This window comes from Nocardiopsis gilva YIM 90087 (assembly GCF_002263495.1).
GTDB lineage: Bacteria > Actinomycetota > Actinomycetes > Streptosporangiales > Streptosporangiaceae > Nocardiopsis_C > Nocardiopsis_C gilva.
Genome location: NZ_CP022753.1, coordinates 5,048,770 through 5,070,841 on the forward strand (window position 1 = coordinate 5,048,770; position 22,072 = coordinate 5,070,841).

The following is a 22,072-nucleotide window of genomic DNA, read 5'->3' on the forward strand; positions in this document are numbered from 1 at the left end:
TCCTTAGCAAATGGAAATGACGCTGCTCCCTCTGGGGCAGCGTCATTTCCATTTCGGTGAGAAGGCACCGAATCGCCCGGTCCCTGCTCGGCGCAGGGGTCAGTCGCGGGTCGTGACGCGGTTGGTGAGGTCGCCGATCTTGTCGATGGAGACGGTGACCTGGGAGCCGACCTCGACAGGGCCGACTCCGGCCGGGGTGCCGGTCAGCAGGACGTCGCCCGGGAGGAGGGTCATGAACGAGGTGACGTAGGCGATCAGGGCGGGGATGTCGTGGAGGAGCTGGGAGGTGCGGCCGTCCTGCTTGGTCTCGCCGTCGACGGTGGTGGTCAGGCGAAGGTCGGCGGCTTCTTCCAGGGAGAGGCCGGTCTCGATCCAGGGGCCGATGGGGCAGAAGGAGTCGAAGCCCTTGGCGCGGGTCCACTGCTTGTCGGTCTTCTGCAGGTCGCGAGCGGTGACGTCGTTGGCGCAGGTGAAGCCGAAGATGACGTCCTTGGCGCGCTCGCGGGGGACCTCGCGGCAGACGCGGGAGATGACGATGGCCAGTTCGCCCTCGTAGTCGACGCGCTTCGACATCGCGGGGTAGAAGATCGGCTCGCTGGGGCCGGTCACCGCGGTGGAGGGCTTGAGGAAGACGGCCGGTTCCTCGGTGGCTTCACCCGTGACGTCCTGCATCTCGGCGATGTGGTCCGCGTAGTTCTTGCCGATGCAGACGACCTTGCTGGGCAGGACCGGGGACAGCAGGCGCACGTCCTCCAGTTTGGCGCGCTCGCCGGTCATCTGGACGTTCCCCAGCAGTGGGTGGCCCTTGAGTCGGGAGATGAACTGCTCTCCGGTGTCCTGATCCGTGTCGATCAGGCCGAACCCGACCTCGTCCTCGACCGAGTACCTCGCGATGCGCACGACTTCCCTATCTGTTCCGCGGACGATTTCCGGCGTCCAGGCTATCCGCGCGCGGGGCCGCGGCATGCGCGCGGACACGAGGGAGAAAGCACACCGAAGGGCGGTTGCCCATCCTGGTCAGACCGCCCCTCGTCGCCGCGCATCCGGGTCAGCAGCAGTGCGGTGAGGTCCGTTCGGACTCACCGTGCCACCATTCGGCGGGTGATGTGACCGAGGCCAGCGGGGGCCGCTTGGTAGTGGCCGCCGCTGGGCCGACCGGCCCCGACCGCTTGGTTGTTTCAGCCGGCTCGCTTCGGCTGGCGACCGACGCGACGAGGTCGTCGACGGAGTGCACCTCACCGTTGCGCACGACCCAGCGCACCGCCGCCGCGTCGGCGATGTCGGTCAGGGGGTCGCCGTCGACGATCGCGAGGTCGGCCAGCTTGCCCTCTTCGACGGTGCCGAGGTCGTCGCCGAGGCCGAGCCACTCGGCGGCCGTGCGGGTGGTGACCGTCAGCGCCTCATAGGGGGTGAAGCCGTGGCGCACCATCGCCCGCATGTTCTGATGCAGGCTCACCGCCACGTTGTCGAGGGGCGCGTCCGTGCCGCCGAGCAGCGTGCCGCCACCCCTGTGGATCTCCAGCAGCATGGCCACGTTGCCTTTCAGCGCCTCGCGGGCCAGCCGCGCGAAGGGGGCGTCACTCCCCATCAGGTCCGCCTTGCCCACCAGCGCCTCGTACTCCCAGGCGGGGAACAGCTTGCGGGTGCGCTCGTCCTCGATCAGGGAGCTGTCGTCACCGTACAGCGCGCCGGAGGTGAACAGGGTCGGGGTGATGGGCATCCGCGACGCCGCGAACAGCGTGGTGGCGTCGCCGTAGGAGCGTCCGAGCTTGCTGACCGTGTGCGAGTACCCCAGGCGGTTGGTGGCCCCGGTGTGCTCCATGCCGTCCATGCCCAGCTCGACCGCGGGGTAGAGGTAGTGCGATGACAGCGGGATGTCCTCGGCGTGCGCCTTCTTGATCGCGGCCCGCTGCATCGTCACGGGCAGCCGCACGTAGGTCTTGACCATGTCGTAGTCGAGCGCGAAGGCGCGGTCGAGCTCCAGGTCCAGCTGCTCGCCGTCCAGGGTCGGCCGCATGAAGTTGTAGTAGATCCGGCTTCCGTCGATCGCCTCGCCGGTGGCGAAGTACCGCGGCCCGAGCTGCTTGCCCGAGTCCAGCGCCTCCCGGGTCTCCAGCATCTGGTAGACGGGATCGCCCGGTGAGCGGGTGGAGGTGATGCCGTAGGCGAGGAACAGCGGCCCCGTACGCGAGCCCCAGGCACGGCCGCGCAGATGCCAGTGCACGTGCGCGTCGATGAGGCCGGGCATGACGGTGTGGGAGGTGGCATCGACCACCGTGGTGTTCTTGGCCGACTCCTCCGCCTGCTGTTCCTTGGCGCCCGCGCGTGGACGGACCTCGGCGATCCGATTGTCGTCGATGATGATGTCGACGTCGCGGCGGAGCTTGCCCGAGGTGCCGTCCCACAGCGCCCCCGCCCGGATGATGGTGCGTCCGCTGGGGCGGGACCGCTTCCAGGACAGCCGGAGGGGGACGGTCCTGGGCCGTCCGCCCTCGGCGGGGATCCGCCGGAGTCGACCGTTGTTCAGGTAGAGCAGTGTGCGGGAGTCGCCGCTCCAGCTGGGGGCGTCCGTCACCTCGGTGGTGAGCTGCCGCGCCTCGCCCTGGAAGGTTCCGTCGGCGGCGACGTCGACGACCCACAGCACGCTTTCCATGACGAACGCCATTCGCGTGCCGTCGGGCGACCAGACCGGTCCGTCATCCCCCCGCGTGGACAGCGAGCGGTACGGGGCCGGCTTGGTGTAGCGCGTGCGCCCTGTGGCGAGATCCACCGTGAGGATCTGGCTGGTGCCCTCGCGGAAGCGGTTGGAGCGGGGCCGCACCGCCGCCAGAGCGAGCGTGGCGCCGTCCGGCGACCACGTGGGCCGCCCCGGCATGAACAGCTTCGGCAGCACCTGCTGGGTGGAGCCGTCACTGACGTCGAAGACCCATGTCGCACTGTCCTCGTCCTGGTAGGCGATGCGCTCGCCGTCCGGCGCCCATCTCGGCGTGAGCTGGGCGCCGTCCAGCCGGGTCAGCCGCTCGTCCGTGCCGTCGTCGAGGTTGTGCCGCCACAGCGCCGGCGTGCCCTCGCGGTCGCTGGAGTAGACGAGCGAGCGCCCGTCCGGGTGCCAGTCGGGGTCGGAGCTGAAGGAGCCGTCCTCGACGATCGCGCGCGGCCGTCCGCCGATCGGCATCACCCACAGCGCCCCCAGCGCCCGGAAGGCCACCTGCTCGCCGTCGGGCGACAGTACTGGGCCGGCGATCCCGCGCACGGGGTGGCGGTCGCGGTCGTCCGGGTCGCGGCGCGGCCCGCGCGTCTGGTGGTCCTTGTAGGAGACCCCGGCACGGAAGTCGATGTCGGCCACCTCGCCGGTGGACAGGTCGCGGCTGCGCACGCGCCCGTCCGCCGTGTACAGGACGCGGTCGGCGGCCAGCCAGGAGACGGCGCCGAGGAACACGTCCTCTGTCCCGCTGACCTTCGTCTCGCCCACCACCAGGTGCACCGAGTCGGCGTGCGCGGCGACGTAGGCGAGGGTCGTGCCGTCCTCGGCCAGCGCGGGAGCGTAGACCGTGGTGTCGGACGCGGCCGGGACGAGCTCGCGGGTCTTCCCCTCCAGGGTGGTTTCGTGCACGCTCTCCCGCCCCTGGACGTAGACGACCCGCTCGCCATCCGCCGACCAGCTCGGCTCGGCCTCGTCGACGTCGCTGTCGGTGAGCGCGGACAGCTTCTCCGATTCGAGGTCGTAGAGCCAGATGCCGTACCCGTTCCCCCGGTCGCTGGCCAGGGCGATCGTCCGGCCGTCGGGGGAGAACCGCGGTTCTCGGTGGTCGTGCGGGCCGTCGGTCAGCCGGCGCGGCTCGCCCCCGGCCATGTCGATGACGTGGATGTGGAAGTTGCCCTCGGCGTAGGCCTGGAAGGCGATGCTCGCGGAGTCGGGCGCGAAGTGCGGGCGCGTGGCGTCGACGAGGGGACCGGTGAGGCGGCGCGCCGCGCCTCCGCCCGCCGGTGCGACCCAGATCGAGGTGTAGAGGTCGAACACGATCCATTTCCCGTCGGGGGAGGCCGTGGCCGAGATGTTGGTGCCCTCGGTGACGGTCACGCCCGGCCCGTCACCGCCCGGATCGGCCCGCGCCTCGGGCGTGGTGGCCAGTGAGGGGCCGAGCAGCCAGACGGTGCCGCCAGCCAGTGCGACGCGCCCGGTCGCGGCGAAGAGTTCTCGGCGGTCGAGGGAGGGTGTGGCGGCGTGGTCCGGGAGGGGTGTGGGGGAGTCGGGGGTGAGGGGGGATGATGGGAAACGGCTCATTCCAGGCTCCGGCTGTCGCTTGGTGACCGAGTGTTGTGCGGAGGCAACTCTCCTCCACGTCCCCTGGGGAATCAAGGCTCTCGGAAACCGCGCATGTCACGGAGCCGCGGTGCGATGAAAGGTGACCAGTGGCTTCTGTCGTGAAGTTCAACGTACTGACCGTTCCCGAGGGCGCCGGGGCGACGCTGGAGGAGCGGTTCGCCAACCGGGCCGGGCTCGTCGAGGGGCAGCCCGGCTTCGAGGAGTTCCAGCTGCTCCGCCCGGTCGAGGGGACCGACCGCTACATCGTCTACACGCGGTGGAAGGACGAGGAGTCCTACCAGAACTGGCTGCAGAGCCGGGCGTTCCAGCACGGCCATGCCGAGGCCGCCGCCGAGGCCGAGAAGTCCGGCCACGGCCATGGGCACGGCCACGGCCAGGGAGGTCTGGCCGCGATCGACAGCGAGCAGTGGGGGTTCGAGGTCGTCCAGCACGTCACGGCCGCGGGGTGATCGAGGGTCATCGGCGCGGGTCGGATCCCAACGGTCTTCTGACCCGCGCCTGACCGTCGCGATGCTCGCTGTAGGCCCGGTTTCTGGAATCCTGGAGGGACGTTCGCCACCACCCCAGGAAGGTCCGCTCCTTGTCCAGGCCCGAATCGGATGCAGCACGCGAAAGAACCGCGGGGAGACACCGTCGCGGCCGGTACCGGCTCGAGCTCATCCTTGGCCTGGCCGCCGTCGCGGCGGGCGTCAGCCTCATCGTCATCGACGACCGCACCTCCGGCCACGAGGACGGCGTCGAGACCACGGCGTCGACCCCGGCCGCTCCCTCCCCCTCAGCGGGCACCGACGGGTCCCCCGGGGAACGCCGGGCGGCCGCGGACGACGGCGCTGAGGACAGCGGGGAGGACGAGGACGCCCCGGTTCTGCTCCGCTCGGTGGAGGACGAGGTCAAGGACGCCAGCGGCGACCTCAAGGTCGTTCCGGGAACGAGCGACGTCGCGGGCAAAGGGCCGCTCAAGCGCTACATGGTCGAGGTCGAGAAGGGCCTTCCCGGTGACCCCGAGGACTTCGCCGCCGCCGTCGATCAGGTCCTCAGCGACAAGCGCAGCTGGATCGCCGACGGCGCCGTGTCGATGCAACGGGTGGACTCCGGCCCGGTCGATTTCCGTGTCACGCTCGCCGCACCCGACACCGTCGACTCCCTGTGCGCCCCGCTGCGGACCATGGGCTACGTCTCCTGCCACCAGGGCGAGCGCTCGGTCATCAACCAGAACCGCTGGGTCAGCGGCGTCAAGCACTTCGACGACGACCTGGAGACCTACCGCACCTACGTGATCAACCACGAGGTCGGGCATGCGCTCGGCAAGGGCCACGTCCCCTGCCCCGGCCGCGGTGAGACCGCTCCGGTCATGCAGCAGCAGACCTTCGGCTTGGACGGGTGCGAGGCCAACGGCTGGCCGAACCCGTAGCCGCTTCGGGGACGCGGGGGCCTGGGCCGCCTCCGGCGTGGCCTCTCCCCCGACGGGCATTTCATCGCGGGTTGGATGAATTTGGGAATGTTGAATATTGCCCGAGTTCAATTTTGACGATCGCGGCAGTGAATAGCGCGAATCTCCGCCATGACTACGGTATTGAGCTGGGTATTTCCATTCTTTGTAGAATCATGAACCTCGATTGCAGGTAGCATTAAAATGCGATGATCGCAATATTGGACGAAGGATTTCGTGGCCGCTTTCGGCCACCCCAACGCATTTTCTGATCTTGTTACTACTGCTTTACTCTACGAAGTCGAGTCGTCACCCTCCCCTCCGGAAGGGCCCCATAGGACGGCGCCGGGAGCGGCCGGCCGCCGCACGGGCCCCGCGCCGGCCGTGCCGTCGGGACCCGGCACGGCCGGCGCCATCTTCGTTTCGGGCGCTCCCCACCGACCGCGCGGCGTGCGGACGGTCCCGCACGCTACGGCTGCGCGTAGCCCTGCCGGAGGAGCCCGTAGGTCACGGCGCTCTCCAGAGCGATCCAGGAGGCGTCGATGACATTCTCGCCGACACCGACCGTGGTCCACTCGCCCTTGCCGTCGCTGGACTCGATCAGCACGCGGGTGACGGCGTGGGTGCCGGTGGCGCCTTCCAGGATGCGGACCTTGTAGTCGACGAGTTCGAGTGCGGCCAGCGCGGCGTACACGCCCTCCAGGGCCGAGCGCAGGGCGCGGTCCAGGGCGTTGACCGGTCCGTTGCCCTCGCCGGTGGCGATCACCCGTTCACCCTTGACGTGGAGTTTCACGGTGGCCTCGCTGACGCTTCCACCGTCGGCCCGCCGCTCGCTGATGGTCCGCCAGGACTCCACCTCGAAGTAGCGCACCGGGCGGCCCAGCTCCTCGCGCAGGAGCAGTTCCAGGGAGGCGTCGGCGGCCTCGAAGCTGTAGCCGGACCTCTCCATCGCCTTCACCCGCTCGACCACGCGCCCGAGCACCTCGCGGTCGCCGCCGAGGTCCACGCCCAGTTCCCTGGCCTTGAGCTCGATGGAGGCGCGCCCCGCCATGTCGGAGACCAGCATCCGCATGTCGTTGCCGACCCGCGCCGGGTCGATGTGCTGGTAGAGGTCGGGGTCGACCTTGATCGCCGAGGCGTGCAGCCCGGCCTTGTGCGCGAACGCGGAGACCCCCACGTAGGGCTGGTGGGTGCCCGGGGAGATGTTGACGATCTCGGCGATGGCCTGGGAGACGCGGGTCATCTCGGGCAGGCACCCCTCCGGCAGCACCGCGCGGCCGTACTTCAGCTCCAGCGCCGGGACCACGGAGAACAGGTTGGCGTTGCCCACCCGCTCGCCGTAGCCGTTGGCGGTGCACTGCACGTGCGTGGCGCCCGCGTCGACGGCGGCCAGCGTGTTGGCGACGGCGCAGCCGCTGTCGTCCTGGGCGTGGATGCCGAGCCGCGCGCCGGTGCGCTCGGCCACATCGGTGACGATCCGGGTGATGTCGGCCGGCAGCATCCCGCCGTTGGTGTCGCAGAGCACGACCACATCGGCCCCGGCCTCGGCGGCGGTGCGCACGACGCTGGCGGCGTACTGGGGGTCGTGGTTGTAGCCGTCGAAGAAGTGCTCGCAGTCCAGGAAGACCCGCCGCCCGTGCTCGCGCAGGTGGGCGACGGTGTCGGCGATCATCTCCAGGTTCTCGGCCAGCGTGGTGCGCAGGGCGCGCTCCACGTGCCGGCCGTCACTCTTGGCGACGAGAGTGACGACCGGCGCACCGGATTCGCGCAAAGCGGCGACCTGGGGGTCATCGGCCGCCCGCACACCCGGACGGCGGGTCGCGCCGAACGCGGTGAGTTGCGCGTGCTTCAGCGCCAGCTCTTGTGAAGCGCGCTGAAAGAACTCGGTGTCCTTGGGGTTCGCCCCGGGCCAGCCGCCCTCGATGAATCCCACGCCGAACTCGTCGAGCAGCTTCGCGACGGCCAGCTTGTCGGCGACGGTGAGGTTGACGCCTTCACGCTGGGCGCCGTCGCGCAGCGTCGTGTCGAAAACGTGGAAACTGTCGTCAGGCATGGGTCGAACTCCCGCGGGTGGATGTACGTCCTGGTCGTGGTGGCCCGCCCCCGCCAACAAAAAAGACCCCTCGTGGACACGAGAGGTCAGCGCGCTGGCGGGTCCGGGTCTAGCCAGCGCGCCTCGAAATAATGATCACCTGAGACGGCACGGGATCGAGTCTGCCACATGCCCCGCGAGGAACACGAGCTCATCCGGCGTTTGTCTCACAACATGAGACACAATTTTCTCAGTTCGGACGTTTCGCCCGCGTCGAGTACCCGGTGCGAACCGCCCGGCCCCGGACACACAAGGGCCGGTTCGGGGACGCCCCCGAACCGGCCCTGAACCTCGGCCCGAGACCGTCAGCCCATGGAACGGATCCATCCGTGAGTGTCCTCGCGCGTGCCGTACTGCAGCGCCACCAGCTCCTCGCGCAGGCGCATGGTGACCGGGCCGGGCGTGCCGTCACCGATCGTGAACTCGCCCTGGTTGCTCTTGACCGCGCCGACGGGGGTGATGACGGCGGCGGTGCCGCAGGCGAAGACCTCGGTCAGCTCACCGCTGGCCACGGCCTCCCGCCACTGGTCGGTGGAGATGCGGCCCTCCTCAGCGGGGATGCCCAGCTCGGGGGCGAGCTTGAGCAGCGAGTCGCGGGTGATCCCGGGCAGCAGCGTTCCGGTCAGGCCGGGCGTCATGATCCGGGCGTCGCCGCCGGAGCCGAAGACGAAGAACAGGTTCATGCCGCCCATCTCCTCGACCCAGCGGTGCTCGACGGCGTCGAGCCAGACACACTGGTCGCACCCCTTCTCCACGGCCTGCGCCTGGGCCAGGAAGCTGGCGGCGTAGTTCCCGGCGAACTTGGCGAAGCCGGTGCCGCCCGGGGCGGCGCGGGTGTAGTCCTCGCAGAACCAGACCGTCACCGGCTTGATTCCGCCCGCGAAGTACGGGCCCGACGGCGAGGCGATGAGCACGAACATGTAGCTGCGGGAGGGGTTGTTCACCCCCAGTCCGACGTCGGTCGCGAACATGAACGGACGCAGGTACAGGCTGCTGTCCTCTTGGGTGGGGATCCACGCGGCGTCCTGGCCGAGCAGGGTCTCGATCGCGCCGACGAACAGGTCCTCGGGCAGCTCCGGCATGGCCATCCGGGCCGCGCTGCGGTTGAACCGCGCCGCGTTGGCCTCGGGCCGGAAACACACGGCCCTGCCGTCAGGGTGCCGGTAGGCCTTCAGCCCCTCGAAAATCTCCTGGGCGTAGTGCAACGCCGCCGTCGCCGGATCCATCGACAGCGCGCCGTACGGCTCCAGCCGAGCGTCGTACCAGCCCTTGTCCTCGGTGTAGCGGATGGTGACCATGTGGTCGGTGAACACGTTGCCGAACCCGGGACTTTCTAGAAGCGCCGCTCGCTCCTGCGGGGTCTTCCGCTGGGTCGAGGGCTGAATCTCGAACGTCAACCCGCTTGTGGTGGTGCTGCTGTTCATGGGTGGTGTGGTCCTCTCGGGTACGTCGAACCGGCAGCACTGCCGGTCCAAGATCTAGTGTGACGGAAATGACGCGCCTGGGGCCATAACCTCACCTACCCGGGTCAGTCGCTCACGCGGGCTCGACCCGGGCATGCACCGCGAAAAGCAGCGGGCGCGCCTGTCGGCGCGCCCGCTGCTTGACACCGGTAGGGGGTCGAGGTCCCGGCCGCGCCACTGAGGAATCAGCAGGGCCGAGACCGCTGAGCTCAGCCCTGCTCGGCTACTCGCCGGGCGAGGTCGTCGCCGATCTGGGTGGTCGACCGGTCCCCGCCGTCCTTGGCGCGGGCCTCGAGGTCGTCGGCGACGGCGTTCTCGACCTGGCGCGCCGCGGCGCCGAGCCCGAGGTGGTCAAGCATGATCGCGGCCGAGAGCACGGTGGCGGTGGGGTCGGCCTTGGACTGGCCGGCGATGTCCGGGGCGGAGCCGTGCACCGGCTCGAACATGCTCGGGAAGGCGTTCTCCGGGTTGATGTTGCCGCTGGCCGCCAGGCCGATGCCCCCGGCGACGGCCGCGCCGAGGTCGGTGATGATGTCGCCGAAGAGGTTGTCGGTGACGACGACGTCGAAGCGCTGCGGCTGGGTCACGAAGAACATGGTGGCCGCGTCCACGTGGCAGTAGTCCACGGAGACCTGGGGGTAGTCCGCACCGACCTCGCGCACGACGCGCTGCCAGAGCTCACCGGCGAAGGTGAGGACGTTGTCCTTGTGCACGAGGGTGAGCTTCTTTCGGGGGCGCGCGGCGGCCTTCTCGAAGGCGTAGCGCACGACGCGCTCCACCCCGAAGCGGGTGTTGACGCTGTCCTGGGTGGCGATCTCGCCGGGCGTGCCCTTGCGCAGCACGCCGCCCATGCCGGCGTAGGGGCCCTCGGTACCCTCGCGGACGACGAGCATGTCGACGTCCTCGGGCGCGGCGTCGGCCAGCGGGCAGGTGACACCCGGGTAGAGCCGCACCGGGCGCAGGTTGACGTAGTGGGAGAAGTTGAACCGCAGCCGCAGCAGCAGGCCGCGCTCCAGGACGCCGCTGGGCACCGACGGGTCGCCGACCGCGCCGAGGAAGATCGCCTCGTGGCCGCGGAGTTCCTCCTCCACCGTGTCGGGCAGGGTCTCACCCGTGGCGTGCCAGCGTTTGGCGCCGAGCTCGTAGGTGGTGGTGTCGAAGGCGATGTCGTGCCTGGAGGCAACGGCGGAGAGGACCTTCAGCCCCTCGGCGACGACCTCGGGACCGATGCCGTCACCGGGGATGACGGCGAGCTTGACGGTGCGAGCAGCCATGGGAGAGCCAGCTTCTTCTTCGGCGGTGGTTGTCGTCTCACGCGGGTGGCGGATGGACGATGTCCACCCGCCACTCACCTCACTCGTCTCACATCATGGGACGAATGACATCAGCTGATGAGACAAGGGTAGCGAGCGCGGCGAGCGCATGTGCCCACTCCCCCCATTCCGCGACCGGCCCATGGGCCGCCCGACCGAATCAGTGGCCCGCGGGGCCACCGTTGTCGCGGCGGTCCAGAGCGGTCTGCACGGCCTCGGTCGCCTCGTCCTGGGCCGGAACGTCGGTGGTGTCGTACATGGTGGCGATCCTCTCGCTGAGAACGAGCAGGGAATCTGCTCGGAGCTTCTGAGACAGGAATCAGGAGTGCCGCGCATCGACGGTGAACGTGTCAGCGGATGCGGCACCCGGCTCGGCCGCAGATGTTCGCCCCCGGGTCAGCCGGGGCGGCCGTGAGCTCGGGAAAGGTCGCGCGTTCCGGTGGGATCGCCATACCGGATCGGCCGCCGCCAGAAGTGGTGACTACGTGCGCGGAAGCCTGGTGCGCCGGGCCGCTGCGGCGTCGTCGCCGCAGCGGCCGGTAACTCCTAGGACGACAGACTATCGGATGTCCAATTAATCGGCCAGAGGATCCGTACACCCAGGGGTCCCATCGGTCACGCTCCGCATCCCCATGCCCCGGCGCGCCCCCCGCGTCCCGACCCGTCACACCGCCGGCGCACCGCCCGAACCCGGGTTTTCGGCCGACCCCATCACGGCGGTTCTGCCTTTCGTTCCCCTGGTCGGCGACCCGGTAAGGACGATTTCTCCCCACTTGGTGTCGGGGCGCTCCGACGAATCCGCACCGCGTGCGTAGGCGCGTTTTCCGCGCTCAGCGCCCCGGGAATCGAGAGGGGCAGAACCGGGCCCGGGTTCGACCCCCAGCAACACACACGAGGAGTGACAGTGACCCCGACCCCGCAACGCGGATCCCCGAGAAGACCTGGGTGGAGGGTCGCCGTGAGCACGGCGACCGCCTCCGTCCTCGCCGCCGGGCTCGTCGGCGCCCCCGCCGAGGCCTCGGTCAGCGTCGACCTCGACACCGACGCCCCGCCGACAGCCGCGCTCGGCCCGCAGGACGCCCGGGCCCGCGCCGCCTTCAGCCCGGCCGGCTGCACCGGCCGGACCCACAGCCCGCACAAGTCCTCCGTTGCCCGGGGGACCGTCAGCGTCGTCGCCGACACCCGATGCCGGTGGTCCGTCCCCACCCTCGGGGTCGCGACCGTGCTCTACCGCTCGCGCTGGTACGGCTGGGAGGAGAGCGGGGCGAGCGGCATGAAGGAGCGTCGCACCAGTCGGTCCGTCAGGGCCAACGCGGGGTCCGCGAGCTGCGCCGACGACGCCCACGACTGGTTGGGATCCTCCTACCACGAGAGCGTCGAGGGCGGGACGTCCTTCGTCGGCCGGACCTCCAAACGCCGTAACGACATCACCTGTTGAGCCCGGCCCGACCAGGAAAGAGTGAGCCGCCGCCGTTGATCGGGAAAGAAGACGCCATGAGCATGCTCCGCCCGATCGCGGCGGTGGCCACCGCGGTCGCCCTTCTCGCCGCCTGCGACTCCGAACCGGCGGCATCGCCCGTGTCGTCGCCGTCAACGGAACCCGAATCCGAGGGCACCGGCGCGCGGATCGAGGCCGTCCCGCCTCCGGAGGACATTCCCCGCGCCTGGTGGGAGAGCGGCTCCGGTGCGGAGCGCGTACCCGGCGAGCGCGTCTATTCCTCCTGGTTCGTCGACGGCGAGCTGCAGGAGGCGACCGCCGAAGGCGTGGCCGACGACGTCCAGGCTCCGGCCACCGACAGGGTCACCATCGAACTGGCCACCGGCGTACCGCCGGTCCGGGTCGACCTGCTCCTCTACGACGAGCTCAGCGCGTCCGGCACCCCCACGGGGGTGATCGACGAGTACGAATGCGCGCTGACCGACACGGACCCCGGCGACGCCTCCACCGCCGAGCCCGGCGGTGACGACGCGGAGGGCGAGGCTGATTCCGACACCGACTGCTCCTACCGCACCGGCGACCACGTCGAGGTCGCCGCCGCGCTCCCACCGGAGACCCGTGTGGTCATCGTCAACGCCGGGTGGTACATCCCCAGCGAGGAGCGGGAGGCGAACAAGGAACCGTCGCCCGAGGTGTCGGCGTCGTGGGCGTTCGTGGTGGAGAAGGACGGCTGACCCCGCCCGGAGACGGACGCGGCGCCATCACCGGCAACCGCGCCACCGAGCATGCCCAGGCCGTCCCCTCCGCACCGGGCCGCCCCGCGGCGGACCGTGGGCACACCACACGCGGGGGCCGCCCGCGTCCACGGACGGCCCCTCGACGCTCGCTGCCCTGGTGCGGCCCTGCCGCCGCGCTTCCCGGGCGGCAGGGGTACGGCCGCTAGTCGAGCTCCACCTGGCGGGTGGTCTCGGCGTGGATCTCGGTGGAGATCGCGTCCAGGGTGACGTCGGGGATCGCGGAGTCGACGGTGAGCGTGATGAGCGCCTTGCCGCCCTGCTCATCCCGGCTGACCTGCATGCCCGCGATGTTCACCTGGGCGTCGCCGAGCAGCGCGCCGACCGTGCCGACGATGCCGGGGCGGTCGTCGTACAAGAAGAAGGCCATGTGCGCGCTGAGCGGGATCTCCATGCTGTAGTTGTTGATCTCGACCAGCTTCTCGGTCTGCCGGGGACCGGTCAGCGTGCCCGACACCGAGACCCGCTGACCGTCGGGCATGATCCCGCGCACGCGGATCAGGTTCCGCCAGTCGGAGTGGTCGTTGCTCGTCACCAGGTTGACCTCGACCCCGCGCTCCTTGGCCAAGAGCGGGGCGTTGACGAAGGTGACCGCGTCCTCGACGACGTCGCCGAAGGCGCCCTTGAGGGCGGCGAGCTCGACGACCTTGACGTCGTGCGCCGCGATCTCGCCGTGGACCTCCACGTCGATGCGCTCGGGGATCCCACCGGCCACGGCGGTGAAGATGCGGCCGAGCTTCTCGGTCAGCGGCAGGCCCGGCTTGACCTCCTCGGCCACGGTCCCGCCCTGCACGTTGACGGCGTCGGGCACGAAGTCGCCGGAGAGCGCGAGCTTGACCGAGCGCGCCACCTGGGTCCCGGCCTTCTCCTGGGCCTCCTCGGTGCTGGCACCCAGGTGCGGGGCGACGACCACGCTCTCGAACTCGAACAGCGGGCTGTCGGTGCACGGCTCCGAGGCCCACACGTCGATACCGGCCCCGGCGACGCGCCCCTCCTTGATAGCGCGGTACAGCGCGGCCTCGTCGAGGATGCCGCCGCGCGCGGCGTTGATGATCCGCACGCTCGGCTTGACCTTGTGCAGCGCCTCGTCGCCGATCAGGCCGAGGGTGTCCTTGTTCTTCGGCAGGTGGATGGTGATGAAGTCGCTCTGCTCCAGCACCTCGTCCAGGCTCAGCATCTCCACACCGATCTGGGCGGCGCGGGCCGGCTGCACGAAGGGGTCGTAGGCGACCAGCTTCATCCCGAACGCCGACAGACGCTGGGCCACCAGGGTGCCGATACGGCCGAGGCCGATGATGCCCAGCGTCTTGTCGTAGAGCTCGACGCCCTTGTACTTGGATCGCTTCCACTCGCCCTTGACCAGCGCGGTGTGCGCCGGGGCGGTGTTCCGGGAGCAGGCGAGCAGCAGGTTCACGGCCTGCTCGGCGGCGCTCACGATGTTGGAGGTGGGCGCGTTGACGACGAGCACACCGGCCTTGGTGGCGGCGTCGACGTCGACGTTGTCCAGACCGACACCGGCGCGCGCCACCACCTTGAGGTTGGGGGCGGCGGCCAGTGCCTCGGCGTCGACCTGGGTCGCGCTGCGCACGATCAGGGCGTCGACGTCGGCGAGGGCGGGCAGGAGCTCGGATCGGTCGGCGCCATTGGCGTGGCGGACCTCGAAGTCCCCCTCCAACAGAGCGATTCCAGCGGGCGAGAGTTCTTCCGCGACGAGTACGGAGGGTTTGGGCACAGCTTGATCCTTTTGTGGGTTGCGACGGGGCCGCACGGGTGCGGCCTTGGGCAAACTCCGCGCCTTGGCTAGGCGGGCCGCATGGCCGTCAAAAGTCTAGTCCGCAGGTCGGGAACCCGACAGGCGTGGGTGGCGGTACGGCGCGGACCGACCCCGGCGAACGCGTACGGCCCCGCTCCGCCCTGCCGTAAAGCCCCGGGAGCGACGGATCGCTCCCGGGGCCCACCGGTCGGAGACTACCCCTTGAGCCAGCTCATCAGCGGGCGCAGCTCGGCACCCACCTTCTCGATCTGCTCGTTCTGCTCGGCCTCGCGGCGCTTCTTGAAGGTCGGCTGCCCAGCGTCGAACTCGGCCATGAGCTCCTTGGCGTAGCTGCCGTCCTGGACCTCGCGGAGGATCTTGCGCATCTCCTCGCGGGTCTGCTCGGTGATGACGCGCGGGCCGCGGGTGTAGCCGCCGTACTCGGCGTTGTCCGACACCGACCAGTTCATCTTGGAGATGCCGCCCTCGTACATGAGGTCCACGATGAGCTTCAGCTCGTGCAGGCACTCGAAGTAGGCGATCTCCGGCTGGTACCCGGCCTCGACGAGGGTGGCGAAACCGGCCTTGATCAGCTCCTCGGTGCCGCCGCACAGCACGGCCTGCTCACCGAAGAGGTCGGTCTCGGTCTCCTCCTTGAAGGTGGTCTTCAGCGCGCCGGCGCGGGTACCGCCGATGCCCTTGGCCCACGAGAGGGCGAGGTCCCAGGCCTGGCCGCTGGCGTCCTTCTCCACCGCGACGAGGACCGGGACGCCGCGCCCCTCCTCGAACTGGCGGCGGACCAGGTGGCCGGGCCCCTTGGGGGCGACCATGGCGACGTCCACACCCTCCGGCGGCTGGATCAGGCCGTAGCGGATGCTGAAGCCGTGCCCGAAGAAGAGCGCGTCGCCCTTCTCCAGGTTGGGGGCGATCTCGTTGGCGTAGAGGTCGCGGTGGATGTGGTCCGGGACCAGGATCATGATGACGTTGGCCTCGCGCGCGGCCTCGGCCGGAGTGACGACGCGCAGGCCCTGCTCCTCGGCCTTGGCCCGGCTCTTGGACCCCTCGGGAAGGCCGATGCGGACGTCCGCGCCGGAGTCCCGCAGCGACAGGGCGTGCGCGTGCCCCTGGCTGCCGTAACCGATCACGGCGACCTTGCGCCCCTGGATGACGCTCAGATCGGCGCTGTCGTCGTAGTACATCTCTGCTGCCACTTCGGCGTGCTCCTTGTTTCGATGCTTTCTCGTCGGCCCGTGGCGGCCGACGTGAACGGTGATGGGGGTCACGGGGTGGTCGAGCGCGTCAGGCGCTGCGCTCCACCGGCCGCAGGGAGCGGTCGGTGATCGACCTCGGCCCGCGGCCCAGCGCGACCAGCCCGGACTTCACCAGTTCCTTGATGCCGAACGGCTCGAGATTGCGGATCAGCGCTTCGAGCTTTTCCGGCTTTCCGGTGGCCTCGATGACGACCACGTCCGGGCTCACATCGACGATGTTGGCGCGGAACAGTTCGGCCGTCTGGATGACCTGCGCACGGCTGGCGGCGTCGGCCTTGACCTTCGCCAGCAGGAGTTCCCTGCGCACCGAGGCGTCGTTGTCCATCTCGACGATCTTGATGACGTTGACCAGCTTGTTGAGCTGCTTGGTCACCTGCTCCAAGGGGTGGCGGTCGCAGTTGACCACGATCGTCATCCGGGACAGTCCCTCGTATTCAGTGGTACTGACGCTGAGGGAGTGGATGTTGAACCCGCGGCGGGAGAACAGCGCCGAGGCGCGGGTGAGAATGCCCGGCGTGTCTTCCACGAGGACGGAGAGCGTGTGCTGGCTCATGGGAGGTGTCCTTTGGCCCTTTCCTATTCCTCGTCGTCGTCCCAGTTCGGCGCGATGTCGCGCGCGTACTGGATCTGGTCGTTGCTGACACCCGGGCCGACCATCGGCCAGACCATCGCGTCGTGGTTGACGATGAAGTCGACGACCACCGGCGCGTCGTCGACGGCCATCGCCTTCTCGATGGTGGCGTCGATGTCCTCGGTGCGCTCGCAGCGGAGTCCGACACAACCGTACGCCTCGGCGAGCTTGACGAAGTCCGGAACCCGGACCTTCTCCCGCTCCTTGGGCGCGGTCTGCAGGTCGGTGTTGGAGTACCGGCCGTCGTAGAACAGGGTCTGCCACTGGCGGACCATGCCGAGGTTGCCGTTGTTGATGACCGCGACCTTGATCGGGATGCCCTCGATGGCGCAGGTCGCCAGCTCCTGGTTGGTCATCTGGAAGCAGCCGTCGCCGTCGATCGCCCACACGGTCTGGCCGGGGTTCCCGGCCTTGGCGCCGAGGGCCGCGGGGACGGAGAAGCCCATGGTGCCCAGGCCGCCGGAGTTCATGAACGACCCCGACTGCTCGTAGTTGATGAACTGCGCGGCCCACATCTGGTGCTGGCCGACGCCCGCGACGTAGGCGGCCTCCGGGCCGACGATCTCGCCCAGGCGCTTGATGACGCGCTGGGGCGCGAGGCTGCCGTCGTCCGGCTCGTCGAAGCCCAGCGGGTAGTTGTCGCGCAGCCGCCCGAGCTGGTCCCACCAGGCGGAGTAGTCGCCGTGGCGCCCGTTGGCCTGGTTGTTGCGGACCGCGATGACCAGGTCGGCGATGACCTCGCGGCAGTCGCCGACGATCGGGACGTCGGCGTGCCGGTTCTTGGAGATCTCCGCCGGGTCGATGTCGGCGTGCACGATCTTGGCGTCCGGAGCGAAGGTGTCCAGTTTGCCGGTGACGCGGTCGTCGAAGCGGGCGCCGAGCGCGATGATCAGGTCCGCCTTCTGCAGGGCGCCGACAGCGGCGACCGTGCCGTGCATGCCGGGCATACCGACGTGCTGCGGGTGGGTGTCGGGGAAGACCCCGCGCGCCATGAGCGTGGTGACGACCGGCAGGCCGGTCAGTTCGGCCAGCACCCGCAGCTCCTGCGCGGCCCCGGAGCGGAGGACGCCGCCGCCCACGTAGAGGACGGGGCGGCGGGCCTCGGCGATCATCCGCGCGGCCTCGCGGACCTGCTTGCCGTGCGGCTTGGTGACGGGGCGGTATCCCGGCAGGTCGAGGCGCTGCGGCCAGTTGAACGCGGTCGGGGACTGCAGGGCGTCCTTGGCGATGTCCACGAGGACCGGTCCGGGGCGCCCGGTACCGGCGATGTGGAAGGCCTCGGCGATCGTCTTCGGGATGTCGGCGGCCTCGCGGACCAGGAAGTTGTGCTTGGTGATCGGCATGGTGATGCCGCAGATGTCCGCTTCCTGGAACGCGTCGGTGCCGATCGCCTGGCTCGCGACCTGGCCGGTGATGGCGACCATCGGAACCGAGTCCATGTGCGCGTCGGCCAAAGGGGTGACCAAGTTGGTCGCGCCGGGACCGCTGGTCGCCATGCAGACGCCGGGGCGTCCGGTGGCATAGGCGTATCCCTCGGCCGCGTGACCGGCGCCCTGCTCATGCCGCATGAGGACGTGCCGGACCTTGGTGGAGTCGTAGAGGGGGTCGTAAGCGGGAAGGATCGCTCCACCGGGAATCCCGAAAACCACGTCCACGCCGGCGTGCTCCAGCGACCTGATGAGCGATTGGGCTCCGGTCATCTGCTCGGTCATCACAAGATCCTTTGGAGAGGGCGGGTGGTCGGTCGAATGTGCCTGGCAACAAAAAACCCCTCACCGCCGAAGTGCGGTTGAGGGGAGCGCGCAGCGAATGACCTGGTCAGCTGGCTGCGCGCCGACCAAGTACGAGAATGAGGAAGTTGCTCTGCACGCTGTTAACAATGGCCGAGCGCACACCAGCCCGTCAACCGAAACACGTTTTTGTCTCACGATGTGGGATGTGATGCTCACCATACGGTTGCATGATGGGCTGCGGAAACGGCGGTGCCCCGGCGGGTTCCCGCCGGGGCACCAGGCAGACCAACGCGTCAGATGCCGAGCTTCTCCATGATTCTCAGGGTCATACCGCGAAGCTCGTGGAGATGGGACTCGATCCGGTCGAACGTCGCATCCATCGCGTCGAACCGACTGTCGAGTTCTCCATGGCCGTCGGACGCCTGCCGGTGCGTCGAGGCGGTCTCTTCAAGCCTCCTGAGGCGTTCCTCCACCACCCGCTGCCAGCCGACCGCCTGGAGGTTGGCGAGGGCTTGAGACTCCACCTGGCCTTCGAGTGCCGCAACACGGTGTTCGAGATCCTTGGACATGGTGTATCTTTCGCTGTGTGTAGGGGCGCCCCCGCAAATGACACCCAACATGTCTGCGGGGGCGTTTCTTTGCGTGGATCAGCCTAGCCATCACGCCTTTCCCACGCCGGGGTTATTCACAACGCGACTTCGGCCCCGCCGCCCACCAGGGCCTCCACTCCCTCGGCCACCATCGGCCGGGCCACCAGGAAGCCCTGGCCGTGGCCGCAGCCCATGGAGCGCAGCTGTTCCAGCTGGTCGGAGCGCTCGATGCCCTCGGCCACCACCTCCATGCCCAGGTCCTGCCCCAGGCGGATGATCGTGTGGGTGAGGAGGGTGACCGTGCCGTCCTGTCCCAGGTCGCGGATGAACGAGGGGTCGATCTTGATGGCGTCGACCCGCAGCTCCCGCAGGTGCGCCAGCGACGCGTAGCCCATACCGAAGTCGTCGATGGCCAGCCGGACCCCGAGGCGGCGCAGTTCCGCCAGGCGTTCCACCGCTTCGCCCGGGTTCTCCAGCAGGACCTCCTCGTCGACCTCCATGGTCAGCACGTGTGCCGGGAGACCGCTGTCCTCCAGGACCCCGGCCACCGTCTCCACGAACCGGGGCGAGAGGATCTGCTTCACCGACAGGTTCACCGACAGCCCGATGTCCCAGTCGGAGGCGCGCCACATCGCGACGCGCTCACAGGCCTCGCGCAGGATCCACTCCCCCAGCGGGGTGATCAGCCCCGACTCCTCGGCCGGGCCGATGAACCCCTCCGGCTGCACCCGCTCGTCGCCGCGCTGCCAGCGCACCAGCGCCTCGACCGCGGTCACCTGGGACGTCTCCAGGTCCACGACCGGCTGGTACTCCAGGGTGAACGCGTTGTCGGCCAGCGCCTGGCGCAGCTCGGTCTGCAGCTCCAGGCGGTTGACCACCTTGGTGTGCATGTGCGCGGCGTAGATCTCCAGGCGCCCGCCGCCGCCCTGCTCCTTGGCGCGGGCCATGGCCATATCGGCGTTGCGCAGCAGCTCACCGCTGCCCATCCCGCGTTCGGCGAAGGCCACACCGGCGCTCGCGGTCAGCACGACCTCCTGGTCGGCGACCTGGAACGGCTCGGCGCTGATGGCCCGCACCAGGCGCTCGGCCAGGTCGACCACCTGCTGGGCGTGGGCGCCCTCCTCGATCAGGACGGAGAACTCGTCTCCGCCCCACCGGGCGAGGGTCACCCCGGCGCGGGTGGTCGTGCGCAGCCGCCGCGCCGCCTGGGCGAGCAGGTAGTCGCCGAAGGTGTGCCCGGCGGAGTCGTTCACGGCCGTGAACCCGTCGAGGTCGAGGAAGATCGCGGCGACCTCCTCCGACGGCCCGAAGGCGAGTTCGCGCCGCGTGAGCACCTCGCGGGTGCGCTCCTCCAGGTAGGCGCGGTTGGGCAGACCCGTGATGCCGTCGTGGAAGGTCAGATGGTTGACCTGGTCCTCCAGCGCGACCTGCGCGCTGATGTCGCGGGTGGTCACCAGCAGCCGGTCGGGCTCTCCGGGCTGCTCGTACAGGGACGCGGTGGACTCGGTGTGCCGCCATGTGCCGTCACCCGCGAGCACCCGAGCCCGCAGGTGGATACCATCCTTGGCACCGCGCTTGAACGCCGACATCGCCGCCCCGACGCGCGGCAGGTCCTCGGGGTGGATGAGGGTGGTGACGGGCTCGGCGAGGATGTCGTCGAGCCGGTAGCCGAACGCCTCGGCCGCTCCCGGGCTCACGTAGAAGATCCGAGCGTCGTACTCCAGGATCAGAATGACGTCGCCGCTGTTGCGGGCCAGTTCGTGGAAGTGCCGCTCCCGCGTGTGGACGATGCGGGTGAGCGTGACGTTCTCCTCCAGCAGGCCGCTCGCCCGCACCAGCAGCACCAGCACCGCCGACCCCGCCGCCAGGGGCAGCACGGGCGCCACGCCCTCCAGCCGCAGCGCGCCCCAGGTGATCACGATCGTGGACACGAACACCGCGATCGCCGCCGCGATCTCCGGCGCGAACCGGTAGAGGCCGCGGCCGGTGATCTTGCGCGGGGTGGTCCCCGCGCGCTCCCTGATCAGCCACGGGAGGCTGCCGAGCAGGGCGAAGCCCAGCAGCCGCACCGGGTGCTCGATCCCCCCGGCCAGCGGCTCACCGGTCAGCCGGGTGATCGCGCCGATGAGGTCGGCGCCGCAGATGATGACGAACGCGCCGATGGCGATGAGCACGGCGCGGCGCGTGCTGTGCGGCGAGGTGAACACCAGCGGCGCCAGCAGGCACAGCACAGCGATATCGGCGATCGGATAGACCAGCGCGAAGGCGAGGAACCCGGCGCCCTGGCCCAGCTCGTTGTAGAGCGGCGCGAACACCAGCAGCCACACCGCGGCGAACAGGGCGGCGGCACACACGTAGCTGTCGGTGAAGTGCCGCATCGACGGGCGGATACCGCGCGGCAGCGGGGCGAAGCGGGTGAACCCGATGACGAAAAGCGGCAGCGCGAACAGGGCGAACAGGTCGCCGAAGGTCAGCGAGAACGCCACGCTGGGGGTGATCAGCCCGGTCACGGCATAGGTGACGGCACCGGCACACCAGGCCAGCGCGGAGAACCCGAGGAAGCGCAGGGCACCGACACCGTCGGCGCCGTCGGCGTTGGCCTCGGAGTCGTCCGTCCCCCGCGCGCGGCCGCGCGCCGCGTACAGCAGGGAGGCGGCGGCCAGGCCCGCGGTGACCGCGGTCGGCCAGGTGCCGAGCCAGGTGGTCAGCGACAGACCGCCGCCGACGTCGACGAGCGCGCCGAGAGCGTAGAGCACCGACAGCGCCAGGATGCCCCCGAGCCAGAGCCGCGTAGTGCCGTTCATCGCGGCGCCCACGCGAACGCGAACTCAGTGCGGTCGGAGAGGGCGGCGCGTCCCACCGCGACGGCCGTGATCATGGGCACCTTCCGATCATGGGAGTCGAAGAGGGCAGACCCTCTGGGAAAATTCAGCGTCGAAGAGGGCACGCCCCCTTCGACTCCCAAGGTCCGTATGGCGAAACGCGCCGGGCTCACGGCTGTCCGGCGGACCCCGAGGCGCTGCTCAGGGGAGGACTGTCCCCTTCGGCGTTCGTTTTTCCAAGAGCGCTCGTCCCCGTGAACACCTCGGCTGAGGACCCGCTCCGCTGGATCATCCGTTCAATCCGTCCGTGCTACTGCCGTGACCAGGCTAATCAGCCAATGTCACGCGGAGATAGAGGATGAGCCACAGACACGGCGACAAGTCGCTCACGCTGTGTGACGCGAGCGACTGCCGCC

The 22,072-nt window shown here is 69.6% G+C and carries 14 protein-coding genes and 1 pseudogene; 4 read left to right on the forward strand and 11 right to left on the reverse strand.

Going from position 1 to position 22,072, the window contains the following annotated elements; all coding sequences use genetic code 11:
• Positions 1–99: 99 nt before the first annotated feature.
• Both CDO52_RS22495 and CDO52_RS22500 read right to left on the reverse strand, forming a co-directional pair.
• Positions 100–900, reverse strand: coding sequence for a fumarylacetoacetate hydrolase family protein (locus CDO52_RS22495; RefSeq protein ID WP_017621037.1), 801 nt, complete (start codon positions 898–900; stop codon positions 100–102).
• 148 nt (positions 901–1,048) lie between these two features.
• The gene (locus tag CDO52_RS22500) at positions 1,049–4,285 is read right to left on the reverse strand and encodes an amidohydrolase family protein (protein ID WP_017621036.1); all 3,237 of its coding nucleotides are present in this window, start codon (positions 4,283–4,285) and stop codon (positions 1,049–1,051) included.
• A 128-nt stretch (positions 4,286–4,413) separates the two neighbouring features.
• On the opposite strand from CDO52_RS22500, the gene CDO52_RS22505 reads away from it, so the two are divergent.
• Together CDO52_RS22505 and CDO52_RS22510 are read left to right on the forward strand one after the other, a co-directional pair.
• Positions 4,414–4,776, forward strand: coding sequence for an antibiotic biosynthesis monooxygenase family protein (locus CDO52_RS22505; RefSeq protein WP_026126250.1), 363 nt, complete (start codon positions 4,414–4,416; stop codon positions 4,774–4,776).
• Positions 4,777–4,907: 131 nt separating this feature from the next.
• Entirely contained in the window at positions 4,908–5,738 is an 831-nt protein-coding gene (locus CDO52_RS22510) for a DUF3152 domain-containing protein (protein ID WP_017621034.1), read from the forward strand.
• A 487-nt stretch (positions 5,739–6,225) separates the two neighbouring features.
• Here CDO52_RS22510 and cimA read toward each other — a convergent pair whose 3' ends face one another.
• From cimA to CDO52_RS22525, 3 genes are all read right to left on the reverse strand, one after another.
• Entirely contained in the window at positions 6,226–7,809 is a 1,584-nt protein-coding gene (cimA, locus tag CDO52_RS22515) for a citramalate synthase (protein WP_017621033.1), read from the reverse strand.
• A 344-nt stretch (positions 7,810–8,153) separates the two neighbouring features.
• On the reverse strand, positions 8,154–9,272 hold the full coding sequence (locus CDO52_RS22520) for a branched-chain amino acid aminotransferase (RefSeq protein WP_017621032.1): 1,119 nt from the start codon (positions 9,270–9,272) through the stop codon (positions 8,154–8,156).
• A 248-nt stretch (positions 9,273–9,520) separates the two neighbouring features.
• Entirely contained in the window at positions 9,521–10,585 is a 1,065-nt protein-coding gene (locus CDO52_RS22525; protein WP_017621031.1) for a 3-isopropylmalate dehydrogenase, read from the reverse strand.
• Between the two features lie 997 nt (positions 10,586–11,582).
• On the opposite strand from CDO52_RS22525, the gene CDO52_RS22530 reads away from it, so the two are divergent.
• Both CDO52_RS22530 and CDO52_RS22535 read left to right on the forward strand, forming a co-directional pair.
• Positions 11,583–12,062 carry a hypothetical protein gene (locus tag CDO52_RS22530; RefSeq protein WP_017621029.1) on the forward strand — a complete coding sequence of 160 codons (480 nt, stop codon included), beginning with the start codon at positions 11,583–11,585 and terminating at the stop codon, positions 12,060–12,062.
• Between the two features lie 56 nt (positions 12,063–12,118).
• Positions 12,119–12,796 (forward strand): hypothetical protein, encoded by a 678-nt coding sequence (locus CDO52_RS22535; RefSeq protein WP_017621028.1) that lies wholly within the window; start codon positions 12,119–12,121, stop codon positions 12,794–12,796.
• A 205-nt stretch (positions 12,797–13,001) separates the two neighbouring features.
• Here the strand turns inward: CDO52_RS22535 and serA are convergent, their stop codons facing one another.
• The 6 genes and pseudogenes from serA to CDO52_RS22565 all read right to left on the reverse strand — a co-directional run bounded on the left by serA (position 13,002) and on the right by CDO52_RS22565 (position 21,638).
• Positions 13,002–14,588: a phosphoglycerate dehydrogenase gene (gene serA, locus CDO52_RS22540; RefSeq protein WP_017621027.1), complete on the reverse strand. Its 1,587-nt coding sequence runs from the start codon at positions 14,586–14,588 to the stop codon at positions 13,002–13,004.
• Positions 14,589–14,824: 236 nt separating this feature from the next.
• Positions 14,825–15,892, reverse strand: coding sequence for a ketol-acid reductoisomerase (gene ilvC, locus CDO52_RS22545; RefSeq protein ID WP_332459745.1), 1,068 nt, complete (start codon positions 15,890–15,892; stop codon positions 14,825–14,827).
• Between the two features lie 16 nt (positions 15,893–15,908).
• On the reverse strand, positions 15,909–16,433 hold the full coding sequence (gene ilvN, locus CDO52_RS22550) for an acetolactate synthase small subunit (RefSeq protein ID WP_017621025.1): 525 nt from the start codon (positions 16,431–16,433) through the stop codon (positions 15,909–15,911).
• Positions 16,434–16,456: 23 nt separating this feature from the next.
• Positions 16,457–18,244 (reverse strand): annotated as a pseudogene (locus CDO52_RS22555) (acetolactate synthase large subunit); the annotation flags it as partial.
• A gap of 293 nt (positions 18,245–18,537) precedes the next feature.
• Positions 18,538–18,813, reverse strand: coding sequence for a hypothetical protein (locus CDO52_RS22560; RefSeq protein WP_094932679.1), 276 nt, complete (start codon positions 18,811–18,813; stop codon positions 18,538–18,540).
• Between the two features lie 116 nt (positions 18,814–18,929).
• Entirely contained in the window at positions 18,930–21,638 is a 2,709-nt protein-coding gene (locus tag CDO52_RS22565; RefSeq protein WP_026126248.1) for a putative bifunctional diguanylate cyclase/phosphodiesterase, read from the reverse strand.
• Between the last annotated feature and the right edge of the window lie 434 nt (positions 21,639–22,072).

Coding starts and splice junctions, on each gene's coding strand:
- CDO52_RS22560 (WP_094932679.1), bottom strand. CDS start 18,813: ATGTCCAAGGATCTCGAACACCGTGTTGCGGCACTCGAAGGCCAGGTG.
- CDO52_RS22525 (WP_017621031.1), bottom strand. CDS start 10,585: ATGGCTGCTCGCACCGTCAAGCTCGCCGTCATCCCCGGTGACGGCATC.
- cimA (WP_017621033.1), bottom strand. CDS start 7,809: ATGCCTGACGACAGTTTCCACGTTTTCGACACGACGCTGCGCGACGGC.
- CDO52_RS22535 (WP_017621028.1), top strand. CDS start 12,119: ATGAGCATGCTCCGCCCGATCGCGGCGGTGGCCACCGCGGTCGCCCTT.
- ilvN (WP_017621025.1), bottom strand. CDS start 16,433: ATGAGCCAGCACACGCTCTCCGTCCTCGTGGAAGACACGCCGGGCATT.
- CDO52_RS22565 (WP_026126248.1), bottom strand. CDS start 21,638: ATGAACGGCACTACGCGGCTCTGGCTCGGGGGCATCCTGGCGCTGTCG.
- CDO52_RS22500 (WP_017621036.1), bottom strand. CDS start 4,285: ATGAGCCGTTTCCCATCATCCCCCCTCACCCCCGACTCCCCCACACCC.
- CDO52_RS22520 (WP_017621032.1), bottom strand. CDS start 9,272: ATGAACAGCAGCACCACCACAAGCGGGTTGACGTTCGAGATTCAGCCC.